This window comes from Gottfriedia sp. NPDC056225, assembly GCF_042267765.1.
GTDB lineage: Bacteria > Bacillota > Bacilli > Bacillales > Bacillaceae_G > Gottfriedia.
Window position 1 is genome coordinate 1 of sequence record NZ_JBHJTJ010000062.1, and the last position, 16,392, is coordinate 16,392.

At 32.2% G+C, this 16,392-nt stretch carries 16 protein-coding genes, 1 riboswitch and 1 other annotated feature; of the genes, 3 read left to right on the forward strand and 13 right to left on the reverse strand.

Annotation, left to right across the window (positions count from 1 at the left end):
* Nucleotides 1-317 precede the first annotated feature (317 nt).
* From ACFCYN_RS22670 to ACFCYN_RS22700, 7 genes are all read right to left on the reverse strand, one after another.
* On the reverse strand, nt 318-968 hold the full coding sequence (locus tag ACFCYN_RS22670; RefSeq protein WP_375951957.1) for a histidine phosphatase family protein: 651 nt from the start codon (nt 966-968) through the stop codon (nt 318-320).
* 43 nt (nt 969-1,011) lie between these two features.
* Nucleotides 1,012-2,376: an NAD(P)/FAD-dependent oxidoreductase gene (locus ACFCYN_RS22675; protein ID WP_375951959.1), complete on the reverse strand. Its 1,365-nt coding sequence runs from the start codon at nt 2,374-2,376 to the stop codon at nt 1,012-1,014.
* Between the two features lie 151 nt (nt 2,377-2,527).
* Nucleotides 2,528-2,626 (reverse strand): putative holin-like toxin, encoded by a 99-nt coding sequence (locus tag ACFCYN_RS22680; RefSeq protein ID WP_257144113.1) that lies wholly within the window; start codon nt 2,624-2,626, stop codon nt 2,528-2,530.
* Nucleotides 2,627-2,784: 158 nt separating this feature from the next.
* On the reverse strand, nt 2,785-3,882 hold the full coding sequence (locus ACFCYN_RS22685; RefSeq protein ID WP_375951962.1) for a GerAB/ArcD/ProY family transporter: 1,098 nt from the start codon (nt 3,880-3,882) through the stop codon (nt 2,785-2,787).
* 120 nt (nt 3,883-4,002) lie between these two features.
* Complete coding sequence (locus tag ACFCYN_RS22690; RefSeq protein ID WP_375951964.1) at nt 4,003-4,218, reverse strand: hypothetical protein; 216 nt, start codon at nt 4,216-4,218, stop codon at nt 4,003-4,005.
* On the reverse strand, nt 4,215-5,405 hold the full coding sequence (locus tag ACFCYN_RS22695) for a Ger(x)C family spore germination protein (RefSeq protein WP_375951965.1): 1,191 nt from the start codon (nt 5,403-5,405) through the stop codon (nt 4,215-4,217). The genes ACFCYN_RS22690 and ACFCYN_RS22695 overlap by 4 nt, the downstream gene beginning before the upstream one ends.
* Before the next feature lie 50 nt (nt 5,406-5,455).
* Nucleotides 5,456-7,003 carry a spore germination protein gene (locus tag ACFCYN_RS22700; protein ID WP_375951967.1) on the reverse strand — a complete coding sequence of 516 codons (1,548 nt, stop codon included), beginning with the start codon at nt 7,001-7,003 and terminating at the stop codon, nt 5,456-5,458.
* 216 nt (nt 7,004-7,219) lie between these two features.
* Between ACFCYN_RS22700 and ACFCYN_RS22705 the strand changes: the two genes are divergently transcribed.
* The gene (locus tag ACFCYN_RS22705) at nt 7,220-7,450 is read left to right on the forward strand and encodes a hypothetical protein (RefSeq protein ID WP_375951968.1); all 231 of its coding nucleotides are present in this window, start codon (nt 7,220-7,222) and stop codon (nt 7,448-7,450) included.
* Between the two features lie 169 nt (nt 7,451-7,619).
* The gene (locus ACFCYN_RS22710) at nt 7,620-7,844 is read left to right on the forward strand and encodes a hypothetical protein (RefSeq protein ID WP_375951970.1); all 225 of its coding nucleotides are present in this window, start codon (nt 7,620-7,622) and stop codon (nt 7,842-7,844) included.
* Nucleotides 7,845-7,975: 131 nt separating this feature from the next.
* On the opposite strand, the gene ACFCYN_RS22715 is transcribed toward ACFCYN_RS22710, so the two are convergent.
* Complete coding sequence (locus ACFCYN_RS22715; RefSeq protein ID WP_375951972.1) at nt 7,976-8,194, reverse strand: hypothetical protein; 219 nt, start codon at nt 8,192-8,194, stop codon at nt 7,976-7,978.
* A gap of 453 nt (nt 8,195-8,647) precedes the next feature.
* On the opposite strand from ACFCYN_RS22715, the gene ric reads away from it, so the two are divergent.
* Entirely contained in the window at nt 8,648-9,355 is a 708-nt protein-coding gene (gene ric, locus ACFCYN_RS22720) for an iron-sulfur cluster repair di-iron protein (RefSeq protein WP_375951974.1), read from the forward strand.
* 80 nt (nt 9,356-9,435) lie between these two features.
* Here the strand turns inward: ric and ACFCYN_RS22725 are convergent, their stop codons facing one another.
* From ACFCYN_RS22725 to asnA, 5 genes are all read right to left on the reverse strand, one after another.
* Complete coding sequence (locus tag ACFCYN_RS22725; protein WP_375951975.1) at nt 9,436-10,125, reverse strand: Crp/Fnr family transcriptional regulator; 690 nt, start codon at nt 10,123-10,125, stop codon at nt 9,436-9,438.
* Between the two features lie 186 nt (nt 10,126-10,311).
* On the reverse strand, nt 10,312-12,033 hold the full coding sequence (ade, locus tag ACFCYN_RS22730) for an adenine deaminase (RefSeq protein WP_375951977.1): 1,722 nt from the start codon (nt 12,031-12,033) through the stop codon (nt 10,312-10,314).
* A 31-nt stretch (nt 12,034-12,064) separates the two neighbouring features.
* Nucleotides 12,065-12,166: riboswitch (purine riboswitch) on the reverse strand.
* A 495-nt stretch (nt 12,167-12,661) separates the two neighbouring features.
* A complete protein-coding gene (locus ACFCYN_RS22735) occupies nt 12,662-13,432 on the reverse strand; it encodes a Cof-type HAD-IIB family hydrolase (RefSeq protein WP_375951979.1) in 771 nt (256 codons plus the stop codon).
* Nucleotides 13,433-13,507: 75 nt separating this feature from the next.
* Nucleotides 13,508-14,455 carry a LacI family DNA-binding transcriptional regulator gene (locus ACFCYN_RS22740; protein ID WP_375951981.1) on the reverse strand — a complete coding sequence of 316 codons (948 nt, stop codon included), beginning with the start codon at nt 14,453-14,455 and terminating at the stop codon, nt 13,508-13,510.
* Nucleotides 14,456-15,055: 600 nt separating this feature from the next.
* On the reverse strand, nt 15,056-16,039 hold the full coding sequence (asnA, locus tag ACFCYN_RS22745; protein ID WP_375951983.1) for an aspartate--ammonia ligase: 984 nt from the start codon (nt 16,037-16,039) through the stop codon (nt 15,056-15,058).
* A gap of 71 nt (nt 16,040-16,110) precedes the next feature.
* Nucleotides 16,111-16,371, reverse strand: a binding site (T-box leader).
* Nucleotides 16,372-16,392: the final 21 nt, after the last annotated feature.

Consider the following 16,392-nt stretch of genomic DNA (forward strand, 5'->3'; position numbering starts at 1 on the left):
GATAAAAAGAGGCAACTAATTTTTATGCTAATTAGTTGCCATTTCTTTTGCTGTTTTCTTCCCGTGAAGAGACTTCTTTTTTGTTTATTTTTATGGTTTTGTATCGTTTTTTTTAGTTCTTACTGTCAAATTCATTGTTTTGTCTTGATATTTCTCTGAATCACTCATTTTTATTCTTAAATGAAGGCCTTATTTGCAGTTTAGACGATTTTATTTGCAGTAGTACGAATATATTTGCAGTTTTAGCCTTTTTATTTGCACTTTCACAAAATTCATTTGCACTTTTCACCTTTTTATTTGCATTTCAACGCAATCAATTACTGATTAAAAGAAATCACTTTATATGTTTCAGATGAATATTCCAATAATGTAATACTAGCGTTCTTTATTTCTAATTCAATATTAAATTCCTCTGAAAATTTTTTTACAATGTTGCGAATTGTATTTCCATGAGTGACGATTAAAACATTTTCATCGTTTTTATTGTTTTCTATAATGAGTTCATCAAGGCCTTTTTCTATACGATTCCATAGCTCACTATAGTTTTCGGCTTGATGGTATGGATCAGATTCTTTAAAAAAATTTGTTATATCTTCAAGAGTTCGATTTCGCATTAGTTCCCCAAATGAAGAATACCCATTATCTTTTGCAACTTTACCTAAAGCTACAGCTGAAAATTCTCCTTCAAAACTACCAAAAAAAGATTCTCGAAAGGCTTTTGTTTTTCTGATTATAGGTATTTCGTAATTGTTTTGTTGTAAAATTAATTCGGCCGTTTCAACCGTTCTGCCTGAATCACTTGTATAAACGCGATCAAATTGAATATTGGATAATCTCTTACCACAATCAATCGCAACAATTTTTCCTTCTTCTGTTAATGGACTATCGGCCCATCCTTGCATTCTTTTATAACGATTTAAATAAGTTTCACCATGTCGAATTAAATATAAATGAATTTTATTTGTCATAGAATCACCTACTATATGAATTTTTAAATCTTAAAAGAATTTTTCATTTAGTTACTTCAAGTTCACTTTTTTCTTTATTAGCCAAAAATTCACCTAAATAAATGCCACTAGCCGCTGCTTGAGATAACGAATGAGTAACGCCTGAAGCATCACCAATGACAAATAATCCGTCTAAACTAGTTTGAAAGTTTAAATCTGTTTCAATAATAGGAGAATAAAACTTTCCATCGATACCATAAAGAAGAGTATCTTTATCAATCGTTTCTCCTATAAATTCTTCCAATTGATTTAAAAATCCTTGTAAAATAGTTAAATAAAATAAAGGTACTTCTTTCGTTAAATCACCGTAGTCTGCACTTAATGTAGGTATGATACTATTTTCTTCCATTTTTACTTCAGTTGTTGGTTCTCCACAAAGTAGATCACCTAATCGCTGTACTACGATTCTATCTGAATCATTATTAATACTTCCTATGATTTTACTAGCATAAAGATTTGCTTCTTTTAAAGAAGGAAAATAGTTAGGAGTAAACAATGTAAAATTTAAATTAGTTGTTCCTGTCTCCTTTTCTTTAAAATTTTGTCCATCAGGCATGACTAAACCTTCCTGAAACTTTCGAACGATTCTACCTTTTGGATTCATGCAATATGTAGTTGAAATAACATCATCATATTCAAACGCTAGTTTTGTTTCAAAAGTATCTTGCAAAATTGAACGCAATTGTTGTTCTTTCATTTCTACTCTAATTCCTAAATCAAGTCGAGTTTTCCCTTGTTTTACTCCGAGATTTGTACATTGCTCTTTTAACCAATCTGTTCCAGATCTACCTGTAGCAAAAACAACATGTTTAGATTCAAATTCCCCTAGATTCGTATTTATAGTGAATGTATTCATTTCTTTTCTCAGATCTTGAATATCAACTTCAAAACGAATATCAACTTTACTTGCTAAAATAGTATACAAACTTTGAAATATTTCTGTTGAAAGCTGTGTTCCAAGATGTCTTACTTCTGTTGTTAACATTTGCAAATTACAATCTTGCGCTTTTTTTGCTAGCTTTTCATTTACAGTTGAATATTTTTGTACCGATTCAGCACCGAAAAGGCATAATAATTCGTCAACTTCATCCATTAATTGTATTAATTTTTCTTTTCCTACTTTTTGGGCCAATTCTCCACCAAAATCACAGGAATAATTAAATTTACCTTCTGACTTCCCAAGTCCTGCAAAGCCATAAAATTTACCGCATACTTCACAATTACAAGTTTCTCCTTTGTCGAGTCCACACGTTCTTTCCTCTAATGATTTTCCTTTTTCAAGTATTAATACCTTTTGATTTGTTTGTAATAATGTATATGCTAAAAAAATACTACTTACACCTGATCCGATTATTGTAATATCATACATTTCCACTTACACCTTCTTAAATTTTTCACTTAATCTAGTATAATTGTACAATAATTATTTTAGAATAAGTGAATTTTGTTTAAAGCTGAAATAAAAAAAACACGCTTTTATAGCGTGTTACAAGGTTTACTATCTAATATCATAAGCGTCTTTAAGAATTTTTATTTCGATCCTTTTCTTTAAATTCTAAAATGGCGATGACAAACATTCCAAAGCTAATCATTAAAGATAAAACTTCAAAAGTAACCATTTTAACGCCTCCTTACTTTAAGCCTTCCCGGAAGCAAGTTTGTCCTATACATGCTAATACACAATATTTTTAACACTTCAAATTGTGTATTTTTTACCACTTTAAATTAACTTTGTGATAAAAATTTTATTTTTGTTCTAATTGGTTTTGATCAACGCTCAATTTTCGGTTAGCTTTTGAAAACTTCTTTTAAATAGCGAAAGTAATAGCAAGAATAAAGGAATTATAGTTTGAACAAAAAGAGCATAAAATGGGAATGCTGTGGTTTCAAAACGGCTAATTTCAACTGTACTAGGCAATGACCAAAAGCAAAATTCAACGATTAAAATCCCAACTGGTAATACGATTGGACGGTAATCAGATAGATTCAATAACTGAGCAACGACTAGTACTGAGGCGTAATAAAATATAGATATTTTAACAAATGTTCCTAAAATCCATACTGCCATAAAAATTGCCTCTAAATGTTCAAAAAAATTGGCAATACTTATATATCGGGCTACATTCATTAACGGATAGACTTTGTAGGCTGTTGTTGTTCCAAGAACTGCATAGGTTGACATATTTACGATAACCAAAGTAATCATTACTGCAAATACTGTCCAAGAAATTGATTTTGTCCCTTTTTTAGAATCCTTTAAAAATGGAAGGAGAAAGATGATTAAAAAAAATTCTGTAAACCAGCCTTGTAGTATGATTGACCCTTTAAATGAAGGCATGAATCCATCTTCCATTATAGGCAATAAATTGTTGAAGTTAAAATCTGGAAGTAGTAAGAGTAAAAGTAAAATAAGGGTAATTAGAAAAATCGGCACAAATAAATCTGCCACTCTTCCTAGTAATTCAATCCCCCCTCGAATCGCAAAAGAACAGACTAATACCATAGATCCCGTAATAACAACTACTGGCGTATGAGGTAGAAAGGAATCGACCACAAATTCTCCATAACTTCTAGTAATTAAACCTGTTGTAGGAATGTAAAATATCAAAAATAGTAATCCAACTATTTTCCCAAAGAAGCGACCTACTATTTGCTGACTAAATTGAATCACGGTTTGATTCGGGTATAGTTTATTTAATTGAATTGCTATGAAAACAGTTAAAAATCCGATTAAACACGCCCAAATCGGGGACAGCCATAGGTCTTGTTTAGCGTATTGAGCAGTGAAACTAGGTAGCATGAGAATAGCTGTAGCAATGATGGTTGGATACAGCATGAATGCCATTTGAAGCGATGAAATTTTACCTTTCTCCATTGTCTACCTCCTTTTTGGAATAATGCTACGACCGAAGTTTAGATTATTTTTTCATAGCTCTACTAAACAACCGCTCTCAAATAATCTTGTTCCTTTAAGAATTGTAAAATTGATCTGTCATTACATATATTTTTCAAATGGTTTAAAAAGAGCTTCAACCCATGTAATTGGTCCAGCCATTTGCTGTAGATTAAACAAAGAAAAAATCCATGCTAATAAAAGTAACAAAACAAAGCCAATCTGATCTTCTTTAGGAGCTGACTTCATTTTTTTCCATTCAAAAATGAAAATTAGAGCTACAATTACTGTTGTACAAATAAAATAACCCCACTTCATTTATTCCGAACCTCTTTCTCAGGTATTGCTCCTGGTTTGTTAATATAGCCTTGTCTTCGAATGTTTGCATCGACGTCAATTTTTACTTCTACAGTAGGAAATTTCTCATCCCAGTGATTTTCGACTTTTTTCCATTGTTTCGGATAGACTCTGTGAAACTCATCAGCAAAACCTATAATATCAGTTTTTAGGTTTAGTTGAACTTGCTTAAGAGATTGTTCTATTCCATCTTTAATCTTTTTTTGAAAAACTTTTTCTAATTTCTTTTTTAGTAGTTGATTTGAATAATCTAAGTCCGTTCCGTTTTGCACGATTGCGCCTTCTGCCTTTACTTTCACTAGCATTTTCCATTTATCATGCTTGATTTCTGGTATAAGCTTTGTATGAATCAAAACTGGATACAATGATACATTACCTTTCATGTCAACTGATTTTAATGTTACAGTAAATTCTTTCTGTTCATTTCTTAATAATAGGACTCCTCTTGTTGCTCGTTCCGAAATCTGTCCAATCATTTTATCCTTTTTAAAAACAGCGGTACCGACAATGGCTGGTAGTCTATTGGATTGATCTGATCCCTCATTCTTTGGTTCTGACAATATATCAAGTAATGGAATAGCTGCTGCATTTGCTGGGCCAGTTAACATGGCTTCAAAGGACTGCAAATCGACTTGCATTGAAAATCGAAAATCAGATAAGCCCATAATTGTTTCAGCTGAATACCGTTCTATTGGTGTAGACATCTGGAGTATTTGCTTTGGATCAATTTTACTTACGAATAAATAGGCTCTTTCCCTTGGTTGAGGATGACGAAGTAAAAAATCCATTTGCTCTTTTACACCTTTTTTAGCTAATTCTTCACTAAAAATGTATACCTCACACTGTCCCCAAAATATTTTACGCGGTAATTTCGTTTGCAGTTTTGAGATTGCATCGGCAATATTTTTTCCTTTTTGAGATCTAACAACAGTTAATGAACTTTGTTGACCTACTCCGGCTTGTCCATTACCAGAACTTAAGTCTTTCGGAATAATTATTTGAGTTGAAAGCTCAATTGTTTTATCATCTACTCGATCTATGGCAACTGCAGTGACAATGGCTAAATCATTTATCTCCAATCGATCCCAGCAACCACTTAACAATAAAATCGATCCACATAAGGATAACAAATAGAGAACACGTTTCATTAATTGATTCTCCTTTCGTCTTTCCTTTAAATTTTTTACTAAAGGCTATTTCATTTATCATTTTTTGGTGATTGTCCGTCGGATTGACGATTTAAATTAGTCTTTCCTGTGAGATGAGGACGTGTATCCATCATCCAAAATGGTGCTCTCCATAAGACATCCTTTAGTTCTTCAGTTTTAAGCGGAGCCAGTGGAGCTAAATATGGAACACCAAATGAACGTAAGCTACATAAATGGATGACGATTAGAATTATACCTAACATAATTCCAACTAACCCCAATGAACCAGCAAGCAAAATCATCGGGAATCTGAGCAAACGAATCGCAATCCCTGCAATATAACGAGGCAACATGAATGAAGCAATTCCAGTAATCGCCACTACAATTACCATTGGTGAAGAAACCAAACCTGCCTGAACAGCTGCTTGACCAATTACTAAAGCACCTACAATACTTACGGCCGCTCCTATTTGCTTAGGTAATCGAACTCCTGCTTCCCGCAATGCTTCAAATGAAACTTCCATAATCAATACTTCTACAATTGATGGAAAAGGAATTGGTTCTCGAGAAGCTGCCATACTTAGCAACAAATTAGTTGGTACCATCTCTTGATGAAAAGTCATAATCGCAACATAAAATGATGGAAGCAAAAGCGAAATTCCAAGGAATAAATAGCGTAACCATCGGATCGCTGAACTAACGATAAATCGTTGATAGTAATCCTCATGTGATTGAATCAATGAAAAAAATGAAATTGGAGCAATTAAGCAAAACGGCGTTCCTTCAACTAAAATGCCTACCCTTCCCTCAAGTAAATTAGAGCAAACTACGTCTGGACGTTCAGTAGACAAAATCTGTGGAAAAGGCGAAAAAGGATTATCTTCAATCAATTCCTCAATGTACTCACTTTCCAAAATTCCATCTACTTCAATACCTGTTAATCGACTAACGATTTCATCGATTAGCGTTTGATCTGCAATTCCTTCTATGTAGGTAATAACAATTGTCGTATTCGTATAGCGCCCAATTTTCAGCGATAGCATTTTAAGTGAAGGACTTTTAATAATTCTACGTAATTGAGATTTACTAATTTCTATCGACTCATTAAATCCCTCTCGAGGTCCTTTAATGCCAACTTCAGCTGTTGGTTCCTCTATTGAGCGTTTTTCCCACTTTGCAAGCCCTAAAGAAAACCCAGCTTTTACACCTTCTGATATAAGAATTGGATTGCCAGATGAAATTGAATCAATGCATTGCTGAAATGAAATGACCTTATTCACTTTAGAAACTGGAATTTTATCATCAATTACATCATTTATTGATTGTTCTGTGGTTGATACTTTTTCCATTAGTGGCACTAAAACAAAATTTTCAATTCCTTCTTTATCTGTTAGGCCTTCAATATAAATAATCGTTGCCCTAGTATTTCCAAATAGTAAAAATGAACGGAAAATTACGTCTGAGCAATTATCATAAATTAATTCGAGTGCTTCGATATTTTGACCATAATTGTCATATAGGGGATCTTGTCGAACATTTATTTCGTCATTCTTTTTTGACTTAAACGTTCTTAGCAATTTATGTTTATTTCGAATCAAATAAGCCCCCCCTTTTTTGCAGCATTGTCTTTTCTATAATTTTCTATTTTCAACTTCTATATACGGAAATTATTGGCAATTTTAATTATACTTTTGCTGGCGATTGACCCCATACAAAAAAACGGACTAAAAAAAGGATCTTTACGCCTTATAAACCTAAATTCTTGCGTATTTTTTTTATAAGTTGGAACAATATCATCGATAGGAGGAATCAATATGGATCATTATGAAGCATTTTTAAGTAGTAAAAATTGGATTGATAATAATTTAGATGCGAGATTTATTAATTTAAACCATCCATATGCAATCTTAATTTCTGGAGAAGAAGGTCAAATTACTTTAAGGGGTAATATTGGTACTGATAATGGACAAAATGGTGAAGAAATTTTTTCCTTTACATCTTTAAAAGACCTGCAGGAATGGTTTGAAGATAATATTGGAGAATGAATACTACATAAAAGCGAGAAAATTTGTACTTTTTTAAAATGAAAAATCCCACTCATGCCAAAATTAAATTATTGGCTGAGTTTTTTACTTTATAGAAATGTTAAAAATGCTTAATACAAAAAGGATATTGAATATTATGTAACGAATAATCTCTTTGGAGGTGTTTGATATGAGTAGTAAACTGAATGAATTAAATCAGAATAAAGAAGATTTGTTTTTAGAGGTAATGAGCGAAATGAAAGGCATACAAATTGAATTGTTAGAAGAGATTCATCGATTAAATAATGAGGTTAATTTCCTACTATCTGTTGTCATGCCAACAATTGATAAAGAAAGTCTAAATAATGATCAATTAGCCATGTTTGGTGAAATCGTATTAAATAAAAGAACTTAAGTTATCATCAAAAACGTTTAATCCAAACCCTACCTTTTAGATAGGGTATTTACCTGATTAGTTAGTTTATTAATTTATCGAGTTGTTTTCAATGTGAAATTTTAAAATTAACAGAACTTAATTTTAGTCATTCATTTTTTTAGAAAAACCTTTCCGTTATTTAATTGACACCAGTCTAGATCTGTCGTATCACTATATTTCCCGTTAAATTCATTTATCGAAAGAAATACTTCAATCGTACCTTTTTCAAGTTCTAAAAGAAGGGTATATGGCGTTAATCCGTACACGTTTGAAACTGCAATCAATTCACCTATATGGATTTTTTCTGAAAAATCTATCTTATCACTCAACACAATCTCTCCTTATGCTTTGTAATACATACTCTTCACATTTAGTTCGTCTTTATAATTCGTCCAGTATATAAGAATTTCTTCATTATAGATTTTGTTGATTTGAATAGAATTAACCCTAAAAAAAACAAAATGACTCAAGAATTGCTTGAGTCATTTTTCAATCTGTTTACATGTATATTTCAGTTTTAGTGATTAAACCAAGTACAAAAATCTTATCCTTTGTCCACTATGTGAACAATTCAACAAAATGACATATACTCTTTTGAACCAGAGTTTTTTTAAATTCCTGTCTGTACACCTTGACACTAAAGAAATCTACAAATAATTTATTTACTTTTCATATTTTCACTTTAATATAAAAATGCAAACTTGTGATTTATATCACAAAAAATAGTTCCTCAAATTGTTATTCTTTTTCTAGTTAGAAAAAAAAATGATGGAGGCTTTTTTATGAATCAACCATATAATCAATTTGATAAAATTAGCAAGATTGTTACCGAATTTCCAAAGGCTAGTGACCTTTTTAAATCATATCGAATTGATTTTTGCTGTGGTGGTAATAGACCACTAATTGAAGCGATTAAAGAAAAAAATTTGAACGTTGAAGAGATTTTAACAAAATTAAATACACTTTATCATGAATCTAAACAAATAAACGAAGCAGATATTGATTATAATAAAGCTTCAAATAAAGAATTAATTGCTCATATTGTGAACAAACATCATCGCTTTTTAAACGAAGAATTACCACTTTTAAGCCCATATGTAACGAAAGTAATGCGGGTTCACGGTCAATCTCATCCTCATTTAGTACGCTTACACAAATTATTTTTTGACTTAAAAACAGAACTGGAACAACATACTTGGAAGGAAGAAACAGTAGACTTTAAGCTAATATTAGAGCATGAACAAAATCCAACTGCTGAAAATCGTAATAAACTAAATAAAATCGTTGACGAATTAGAAGGTGACCATAACTCTGCTGGTAATATCTTAAAGGAATTACGTGAAATTACGAATGACTTTACTCCTCCAGTTGAAGCTTGTGGAACTTATCGTCTTGTCTATCAAAGACTTGAGTCTCTTGAGGCTGATACGTTCCAACATATCCATTTAGAAAATAATATCTTATTTAATCGAGTAATCGAAAGAGATTAATCAAATATTACGGGTTTAAAAATTTGTGAAAACTTATAAAGGCATATGAACTTTAACTTCATATGCCTTTTTTCTTATTCTTAATACAGCTCATTTTCGAGTTTGTCTAAATTTATGATAAAAAAACCTTCAGTATCCATGCTAATTACTTCTTTTTTTCTTAATTGATTGATTGTTCGATTAACCGTTTCCCTTGATGTACCAATCATATTTGCAAGCTCACGATTGGTAAAATGGGTTGTTATTTTAAATTGATTACTATTTAATGGTATTCCATTTGACTTACATAGTCGTCGTAATAACATGGTGATTTTGTCGTATGAATTATGTAGTGTTTGTTCAATTAACCTCGCTTGTAAATCAACAATCTTTTCGCTAAGAAACTTAAATAATTTAATGCATAATTCAGGATGTTTAATTAGTATTAGCTCAAAATCTGCAATTGGTAAAACAATTAATTTGGCAGCTTTAATAACCTCAGCATGTGCAGGAAAAGTACCTTTAAGAAATAAACCAACATGAGGAAACATTTCTTCAGCTTGTGGAATCGAAACAATTTGCTCTTTCCCTGACAGATCATTTATATGTATTTTTATTTTACCGGAATGGATAAAAAATACTCTGTCTAGACTTTCTCCTTGCATAAAGACGAATGATTTTGCAATATATTCTCTTGTATATGAAATGTCCACAATAGATTGAAGCTCTACATCTGTAAGGCCTTTAAAGAGTGGGACATTTCTTAAATGGTTAAAAATCACTTCTGACATGCATTCTTCTCCTCAAACCATTTTAGCCTGATTGTTTATCGAATATTTCTCATTTACTATTGTATAAGAATTTCATCAATTCTATTTAAAAATTCAAATTTAATTTTAGGTAATGTGACCTATCAAACTGTTTAAACTTCAAAAAGACCCCAATTCTCGGAGTCTCATTTAGTACAGTATTCTATTTTACTCATTAACCAAAACAGGAATAAATTTAAATTCATTTACACTAAATAAACCTTTAGTCGTAATTTTTATACTCGGTATAACAGGTAATGCAAGGAAAGATAAAGTTAAGAAAGCATTAAACGTATTGTTAGGTCTGATTTTTAGCAATGAATTCTCAATTTGATGTAAACCTGCTTCTACTTCTTCTGCAGACTGATTACTCATTAATCCTCCAATTGGTAATGATAATTTAGCGATTACTTTTCCCGAAGATACGACAACAATTCCACCGTTCATTTCTTCAATTGTTTTGACCGCAACATACATATCATCATCATTCATTCCGGCAACGATTAGTTGGTGAGAATCATGAGCAATGGTCGTTGCGATCGCTCCATCAATTAGATTTAGACCTTTAACAATTCCTAAACCAATTTCTTTTTCTGAATGATAGCGATCGATTACTGCTATTTTACATAAGTTTTCTTTTGCACTTGGCTTGAATAAATTATTTTCAATCGTGATTTTATCAATTATATGATTTGTAACGATACTATTAGGATTAATTTCAATAATGTTAGCGAGCGTTTTTGAGTCTGTTTTCAACTCAAGATCTTCAATCTTTATATCACCTAAGCTTAATTTAGATTCAATCAATTTTGACTCTTCATTTTTTATAAAATTGGTATTTTGACTATTTCTTACTGTAAATTCATTTTTACACCATACATCAGTAATTTCTACTAATTCTAAATCACTTAAAAATACAAAGTTTGCTTCATATCCAGGAGCTATTGCACCTTTTTGTTTTAAACCATAGCAAGTAGCTGGATTTAAGGTCGCCATTGAATAGGCAGTTACTGGATGAATCCCATATTCGATTGCTGTTCGAATACAAAAATCAATCGAACCCTCTTTCATAATATCGTCTAAATGTTTATCATCAGTACAAAACATAATGCCCCTTGCGTTTCTTTCATTAACTGCAGGTAATAAATCCTTTAGATTTCTTGCAGCGGACCCTTCTCTAAATGCAACATACATCCCTACTCTAAGTCTTTCAAGTACTTCTTGAACATTTGTACATTCATGATCTGTTGAAATACCAGCATAGGAATATGCGTTAATTTCATTTTTAGTTAGTCCTGCTAAATGACCATCTATCGGCTTTTGATACTTATGTGCTAAATTTAATTTATCCATCATCTGTTTTTCCATCGTCATAACAGAAGGATAATCCATTACTTCTGCTAAACCTAACACTCTTGGATGACTCATAAATGGCTCTAAATGCTCTGCATAAAGTACCGCTCCCCCACGCTCTAACGAAGTTGCAGGAACACAGGATGGTAGCATCACCCGAACATCTAATGGAATATTTTCCGAAGCATCTAACATCATTTTAATCCCATTAACCCCAGCAACATTTGCAATCTCATGAGGGTCTGTAATGACAGTCGTAACTCCATGTGGTAGGACTGTTTTTGCATATTCACTAGGTAAAACCATAGAGGACTCGATATGAACATGCGAATCAATGAAACCTGGTGAAATATATTTACCTTCTGCATCTATTACTACACTCGCTTCATATTCACCAATTCCAACAATGATTCCATTAGTAACGGCAATCGATTCCTCTATTATTTCTTTCGTAAATACATTAATAATTTTTCCATTTTTTATTAAAAAGTCAGCTTTTTCAGCCTTTGTGGATGTTTTCATTTCATGTAAGTTCATTTGGTTATTCCTCCTAAAAATAGGAGAGATTATGTTATGTCATATCTCTCGTAGTCAAACTATGCGGCAGTTTGGTAGATACTCTTGGACCGTTTATTTCCAAAATTATACGAGCGTATTAAGAATCACTTTAAAATAAAAGTGACTGAACTTAATTAGCTTATATTTAGTTGTAAAAAACTATATTAAAAGTATTCTATTAAATTTTGAGTCTAAAATGCAATAACTATTTTAAGAGTTTTAAATATAAAATAATTCTCAATTTTCTTTCTAATGAATTATATTATAAATGGGAATAAAGGTTGGAGTTCATCGAAGGAATGGAGTTTGAAAAAAGGGGTAAAAAAAGGATTTTATGTTCCAAGTTAATTATAAACAATTTGGCTTTTTCCACCGGATAAAACGAAATTTAAAGAAAATACATTATATGATTTAGTATAAGTAGGGTGTGTTAAAGAGGAGACAAGATTTGACGTTAATTAATTATTTTAGGATTATTATAAAAGATGTTGAAAAACAGGATTGTCAAATTAGACAATCCTGTTTATTTTTGCAGTTTTTTAGTCGAGGAAGTTATTTAACTAATTCATCCATTAGTTAATTTTTTCTTTAATAATCTCACCATATATTATATTAATAACATTTTCTTAAGAGCATTGTAAATTCCATGTTCATCGCAACTATCTGTGATTAAATTGGCTTTTTCTTTTACTTCTGTTTCGGCATTTCCCATTGCAACCCCAACTCCTGAGTGTTCCATCAGTTCGATGTCGTTCATTCCATCTCCGAAAAAGATGATATCCTCCTGCTTAAATCCATTTTCTTCTGCGATTTTCAAAATAGTTTTTGCTTTTGATCCTTCTTTCGGAATGACATCAGAGCCAAATTTATGCCAACTAACATATCTAAATTCATTGATATCATATTTTGGAAGATCTTCTGGCTTGCAAAAAAGCATTGCTTGAATAATTGAATTTTGTTCCCAATACAGATCATCAAACTCAGGAATGGTCAATCCTAGACTATCGTAGGCATTCGTTAACGAATCTCCCGGTAGCTCGAAATGTCTTTTTAATCCGCTCGCTGTTTGGAATACAATCTGATCATTGTTTTCTGTTGCAATTTTAATTAATTGCATAATAGATTTCTTTGTAAAGTTTTCCTCATGCGCTAACTCATGTCGGACATATCCAATTGATCCGTTGCATAAAACATAAGTATCAATTTCAAGCTCATCAACGATTGCTATTGCTGAAGTGTAGTCCCTCCCTGTCGCAATCCCGATCTCATGTCCTTTTTCTTTAAGAGAAATTAAAGCTTCTTTTGTACTGTCTAAAAACTTCATTTCTGTCGTGAGTAACGTTCCATCAATGTCAAAAACTATAAATTTTTTACTCATTTTCTTTCCCCACTTTAAACTAATTTTTTATCTGTGTTATAAATAGCCTCTTTGTTAATACCACCAAAATGTGATTTAAACTGAATCTCTTTCCACAATGCGATAAGGGATTTTTACTTTTTCTGTAGACTTATTTATTACTAGGTCACAAGCCTGTGCACCGACTTTCATTAATTGGTGATCCACTGTAGAGATCCCCATTCCGACTCCAATTGGTTGATTTTCTTGACCAATGATCGCCAAGTCACTTGGGATTTTCAATTGTTGAGACTTAGCAAATAAATACATACCACCAGCCACTTCATCTCCATTCGCATAGATGGCTGTTGGTCTTTTCGACAATTCCAGGAATTTCTTTGCTGCCATGTAACCATCTTCTAAGGAATGACAATCAGATATATGATATTTAGGTTGAAGCTCACCAAAAATCTCAGTATAAGCTTCAATCATTTGATTTGTACTATTGCTCTTTAGCCTAGCTGTTGTAAAAGCTACCTCATAATGCCCTTTATTTTTTAATAATTGAAAGGCATCTAGATAAGAAGAATAACGGTCCATATAGGAACATCCAATTTCATTGTGCTGTGTATATTCACAAGCTACGATTGTTCCAAAATCGCTATAAGGAAGGATCGTCTCCCAATCATTTGCCCTTGAAGCAATAATGATACCGTCATATAGCTTACTTTTTAATTTTTGCAGATATTCCACTTCTTTTTCTTTACTATAATTTGAAGGAAGTACAGTAATCAAAAAATCATTTTCTAAAGCTTTGTTTAAGATCCCGTTCAGGATTTGATCAAATGCTGGATTATTGTTATATGGGAGAATAACACCGATTGTTCTTGTTTCTCCTCGAATTAAATCAATTGCATTTTTATTTGGTGTATAATTCATTTCTTCAATAACTTTAAGGACAGCTTCTCTTTTATCACTAGCAACATATTTATAATTGTTAAGCACTCTAGAAACAGTAGAGACGGATACACCTGCTAATTTTGCAATATCGTTAATATTTGCCATCACTTACCTCCCACAACAACCTCTGATGAAGATTACTACGCACTTGCTTTCAACATCTGAAAAGCTTTTATAAAGTAAATTAGATTTCCATTGTACGCCCATCTTACCTCAATTCTGTGTTCCCCTACAATAAGGGTAGAATTTTTAATAGTGTCCATCTCTCCTTCAAACCAAAAAGACTTTTCAAAATCTATAAGTTTATTGCTTTCTATAAATAATCTTTTATTTGTTAAAAACAAGTCTCCATAGTAGATATTTTGCATCCCATCAAAAATTTCTACTAAACCTGTAATAGTAGCTAATACAAATTCGTCCTAGTGAAGATTAACTTTTCTAATCATCTTTTTCCCCCTTTGTTGAAATTTAACTTATTTTCAATCTAAGTTATGAAATGGATTTCAAGTCAAGAAAAAAAATCAAAATAATTTCCAAATCAACATTTATAAATCAGACTATTGTTTGAAAACGTATAATGATTTGCCGTTTAGCATAAAAAAATAGACTGTCGAAACAGTCTACATTTTATTAAATTTCAATTCTCTAATGAATATGTATTAACAAATGATATAGAGTCATGTTTTTATTTATGGCTAATTTGTCTTAAAACAAATGAATGTTTTCCTTCTTACATGCTTCTCGCATTTCATCAGGCCATACAGAAGATTGAACTTCACCAATATGTGCTTTTCGTAAGAAGTACATGCACATTCTTGATTGCCCTATACCACCACCAAGTGTTAGTGGAAGCACATCTTCTAAAATACCTTTATGAAAATTATACTCGCGTTTGAAATCTTCACCTGTCTTCGTTAGCTGCTCATCAAGTGATTTATTATCAACACGAATACCCATTGATGATAATTCAAATGAAGATTGCAATACTGGATGCCAGAATAAGATATCACCGTTTAATTTCCAGTCGTCATAGTCAGCTGCGCGTCCATCATGTTTTTCACCTGAACGAAGTACATCGCCGATTCCGATAATAAAAACTGCTCCGTGCTCTTTTGCAATCGCATGCTCACGATCTTTTGGTGTTAACTCTGGATATTTATCTTCTAACTCCTGGGATGTAATAAATACGATCTCTTCTGGTAAATACTTTCCAAGGTACGGATATTTTTCAAATAAATGATTTTCCAATTCTTTAAAGATTCCATAAATTGTTTGTACGGTTTCTTGTAAATAATCTACTGTGCGCCATTCTTTTTGAATAATTTTTTCCCAATCCCATTGGTCAACGTAAATTGAATGCGTAGCATCAAGTTCCTCATCACGTCGAATCGCGTTCATGTTTGTATAGATACCTTCACCAGCTTCGTAACCATATTCATGAAGTGCAAATCGTTTCCATTTTGCTAGTGAGTGAACAATTTCTAACTCTTCTCCTGAATGAAGCATATCAAATTCAATTGGGCGTTCTACACCGTTTAAGTGATCGTTTAAACCTGATTTTTTCGTTACGAATAATGGTGCAGATACGCGGAACATTCCAAGACGTTTTGCTAATTGTTCCTCAAAAAATGTCTTAATTTCCTTAATTGCGATTTGTGTCTCTCTTACTGTCATTAATGATTGATACATGTCTATTTCCCCCTAAAATGTTTGGATGTAGTAGAAAAAAGCCAACAAAAAAAGCCCTTCTTTCCCAAAAAAACTGGGACGAAAGGCTTTGGTTCCGCGGTACCACCCAAATTAGCAACAGAGGTTGCTCACTTATTCAGTACGGAGATTAGAGAGATCTCGATACTGCTCTTCTTGTAACGTCGAAGATCACGGCTAAGTCTACTTTCCTCTAAAGGATTTCGGTCAGCGACTCCAGGAGGTTCTTCATAATAGGCTTCGTATCAGGCTCACACCACCCCTGACTCGCTTTGTCTACGTCCTACTACTACTCGTCCTTTCACAGTCGTTTTGTTGTCATATCTCTGAAACAT

Bases quoted from the DNA above. Each gene is read 5' to 3' on its own strand.
- ACFCYN_RS22670 (WP_375951957.1), bottom strand. From the start codon at position 968: ATGACAAATAAAATTCATTTATATTTAATTCGACATGGTGAAACTTAT.
- ACFCYN_RS22675 (WP_375951959.1), bottom strand. From the start codon at position 2,376: ATGTATGATATTACAATAATCGGATCAGGTGTAAGTAGTATTTTTTTA.
- ACFCYN_RS22680 (WP_257144113.1), bottom strand. From the start codon at position 2,626: ATGGTTACTTTTGAAGTTTTATCTTTAATGATTAGCTTTGGAATGTTT.
- ACFCYN_RS22685 (WP_375951962.1), bottom strand. From the start codon at position 3,882: ATGGAGAAAGGTAAAATTTCATCGCTTCAAATGGCATTCATGCTGTAT.
- ACFCYN_RS22690 (WP_375951964.1), bottom strand. From the start codon at position 4,218: ATGAAGTGGGGTTATTTTATTTGTACAACAGTAATTGTAGCTCTAATT.
- ACFCYN_RS22695 (WP_375951965.1), bottom strand. From the start codon at position 5,405: ATGAAACGTGTTCTCTATTTGTTATCCTTATGTGGATCGATTTTATTG.
- ACFCYN_RS22705 (WP_375951968.1), top strand. From the start codon at position 7,220: ATGGATCATTATGAAGCATTTTTAAGTAGTAAAAATTGGATTGATAAT.
- ACFCYN_RS22710 (WP_375951970.1), top strand. From the start codon at position 7,620: ATGAGTAGTAAACTGAATGAATTAAATCAGAATAAAGAAGATTTGTTT.
- ric (WP_375951974.1), top strand. From the start codon at position 8,648: ATGAATCAACCATATAATCAATTTGATAAAATTAGCAAGATTGTTACC.
- ACFCYN_RS22725 (WP_375951975.1), bottom strand. From the start codon at position 10,125: ATGTCAGAAGTGATTTTTAACCATTTAAGAAATGTCCCACTCTTTAAA.
- ade (WP_375951977.1), bottom strand. From the start codon at position 12,033: ATGAACTTACATGAAATGAAAACATCCACAAAGGCTGAAAAAGCTGAC.
- ACFCYN_RS22735 (WP_375951979.1), bottom strand. From the start codon at position 13,432: ATGAGTAAAAAATTTATAGTTTTTGACATTGATGGAACGTTACTCACG.
- ACFCYN_RS22740 (WP_375951981.1), bottom strand. From the start codon at position 14,455: ATGGCAAATATTAACGATATTGCAAAATTAGCAGGTGTATCCGTCTCT.
- asnA (WP_375951983.1), bottom strand. From the start codon at position 16,039: ATGTATCAATCATTAATGACAGTAAGAGAGACACAAATCGCAATTAAG.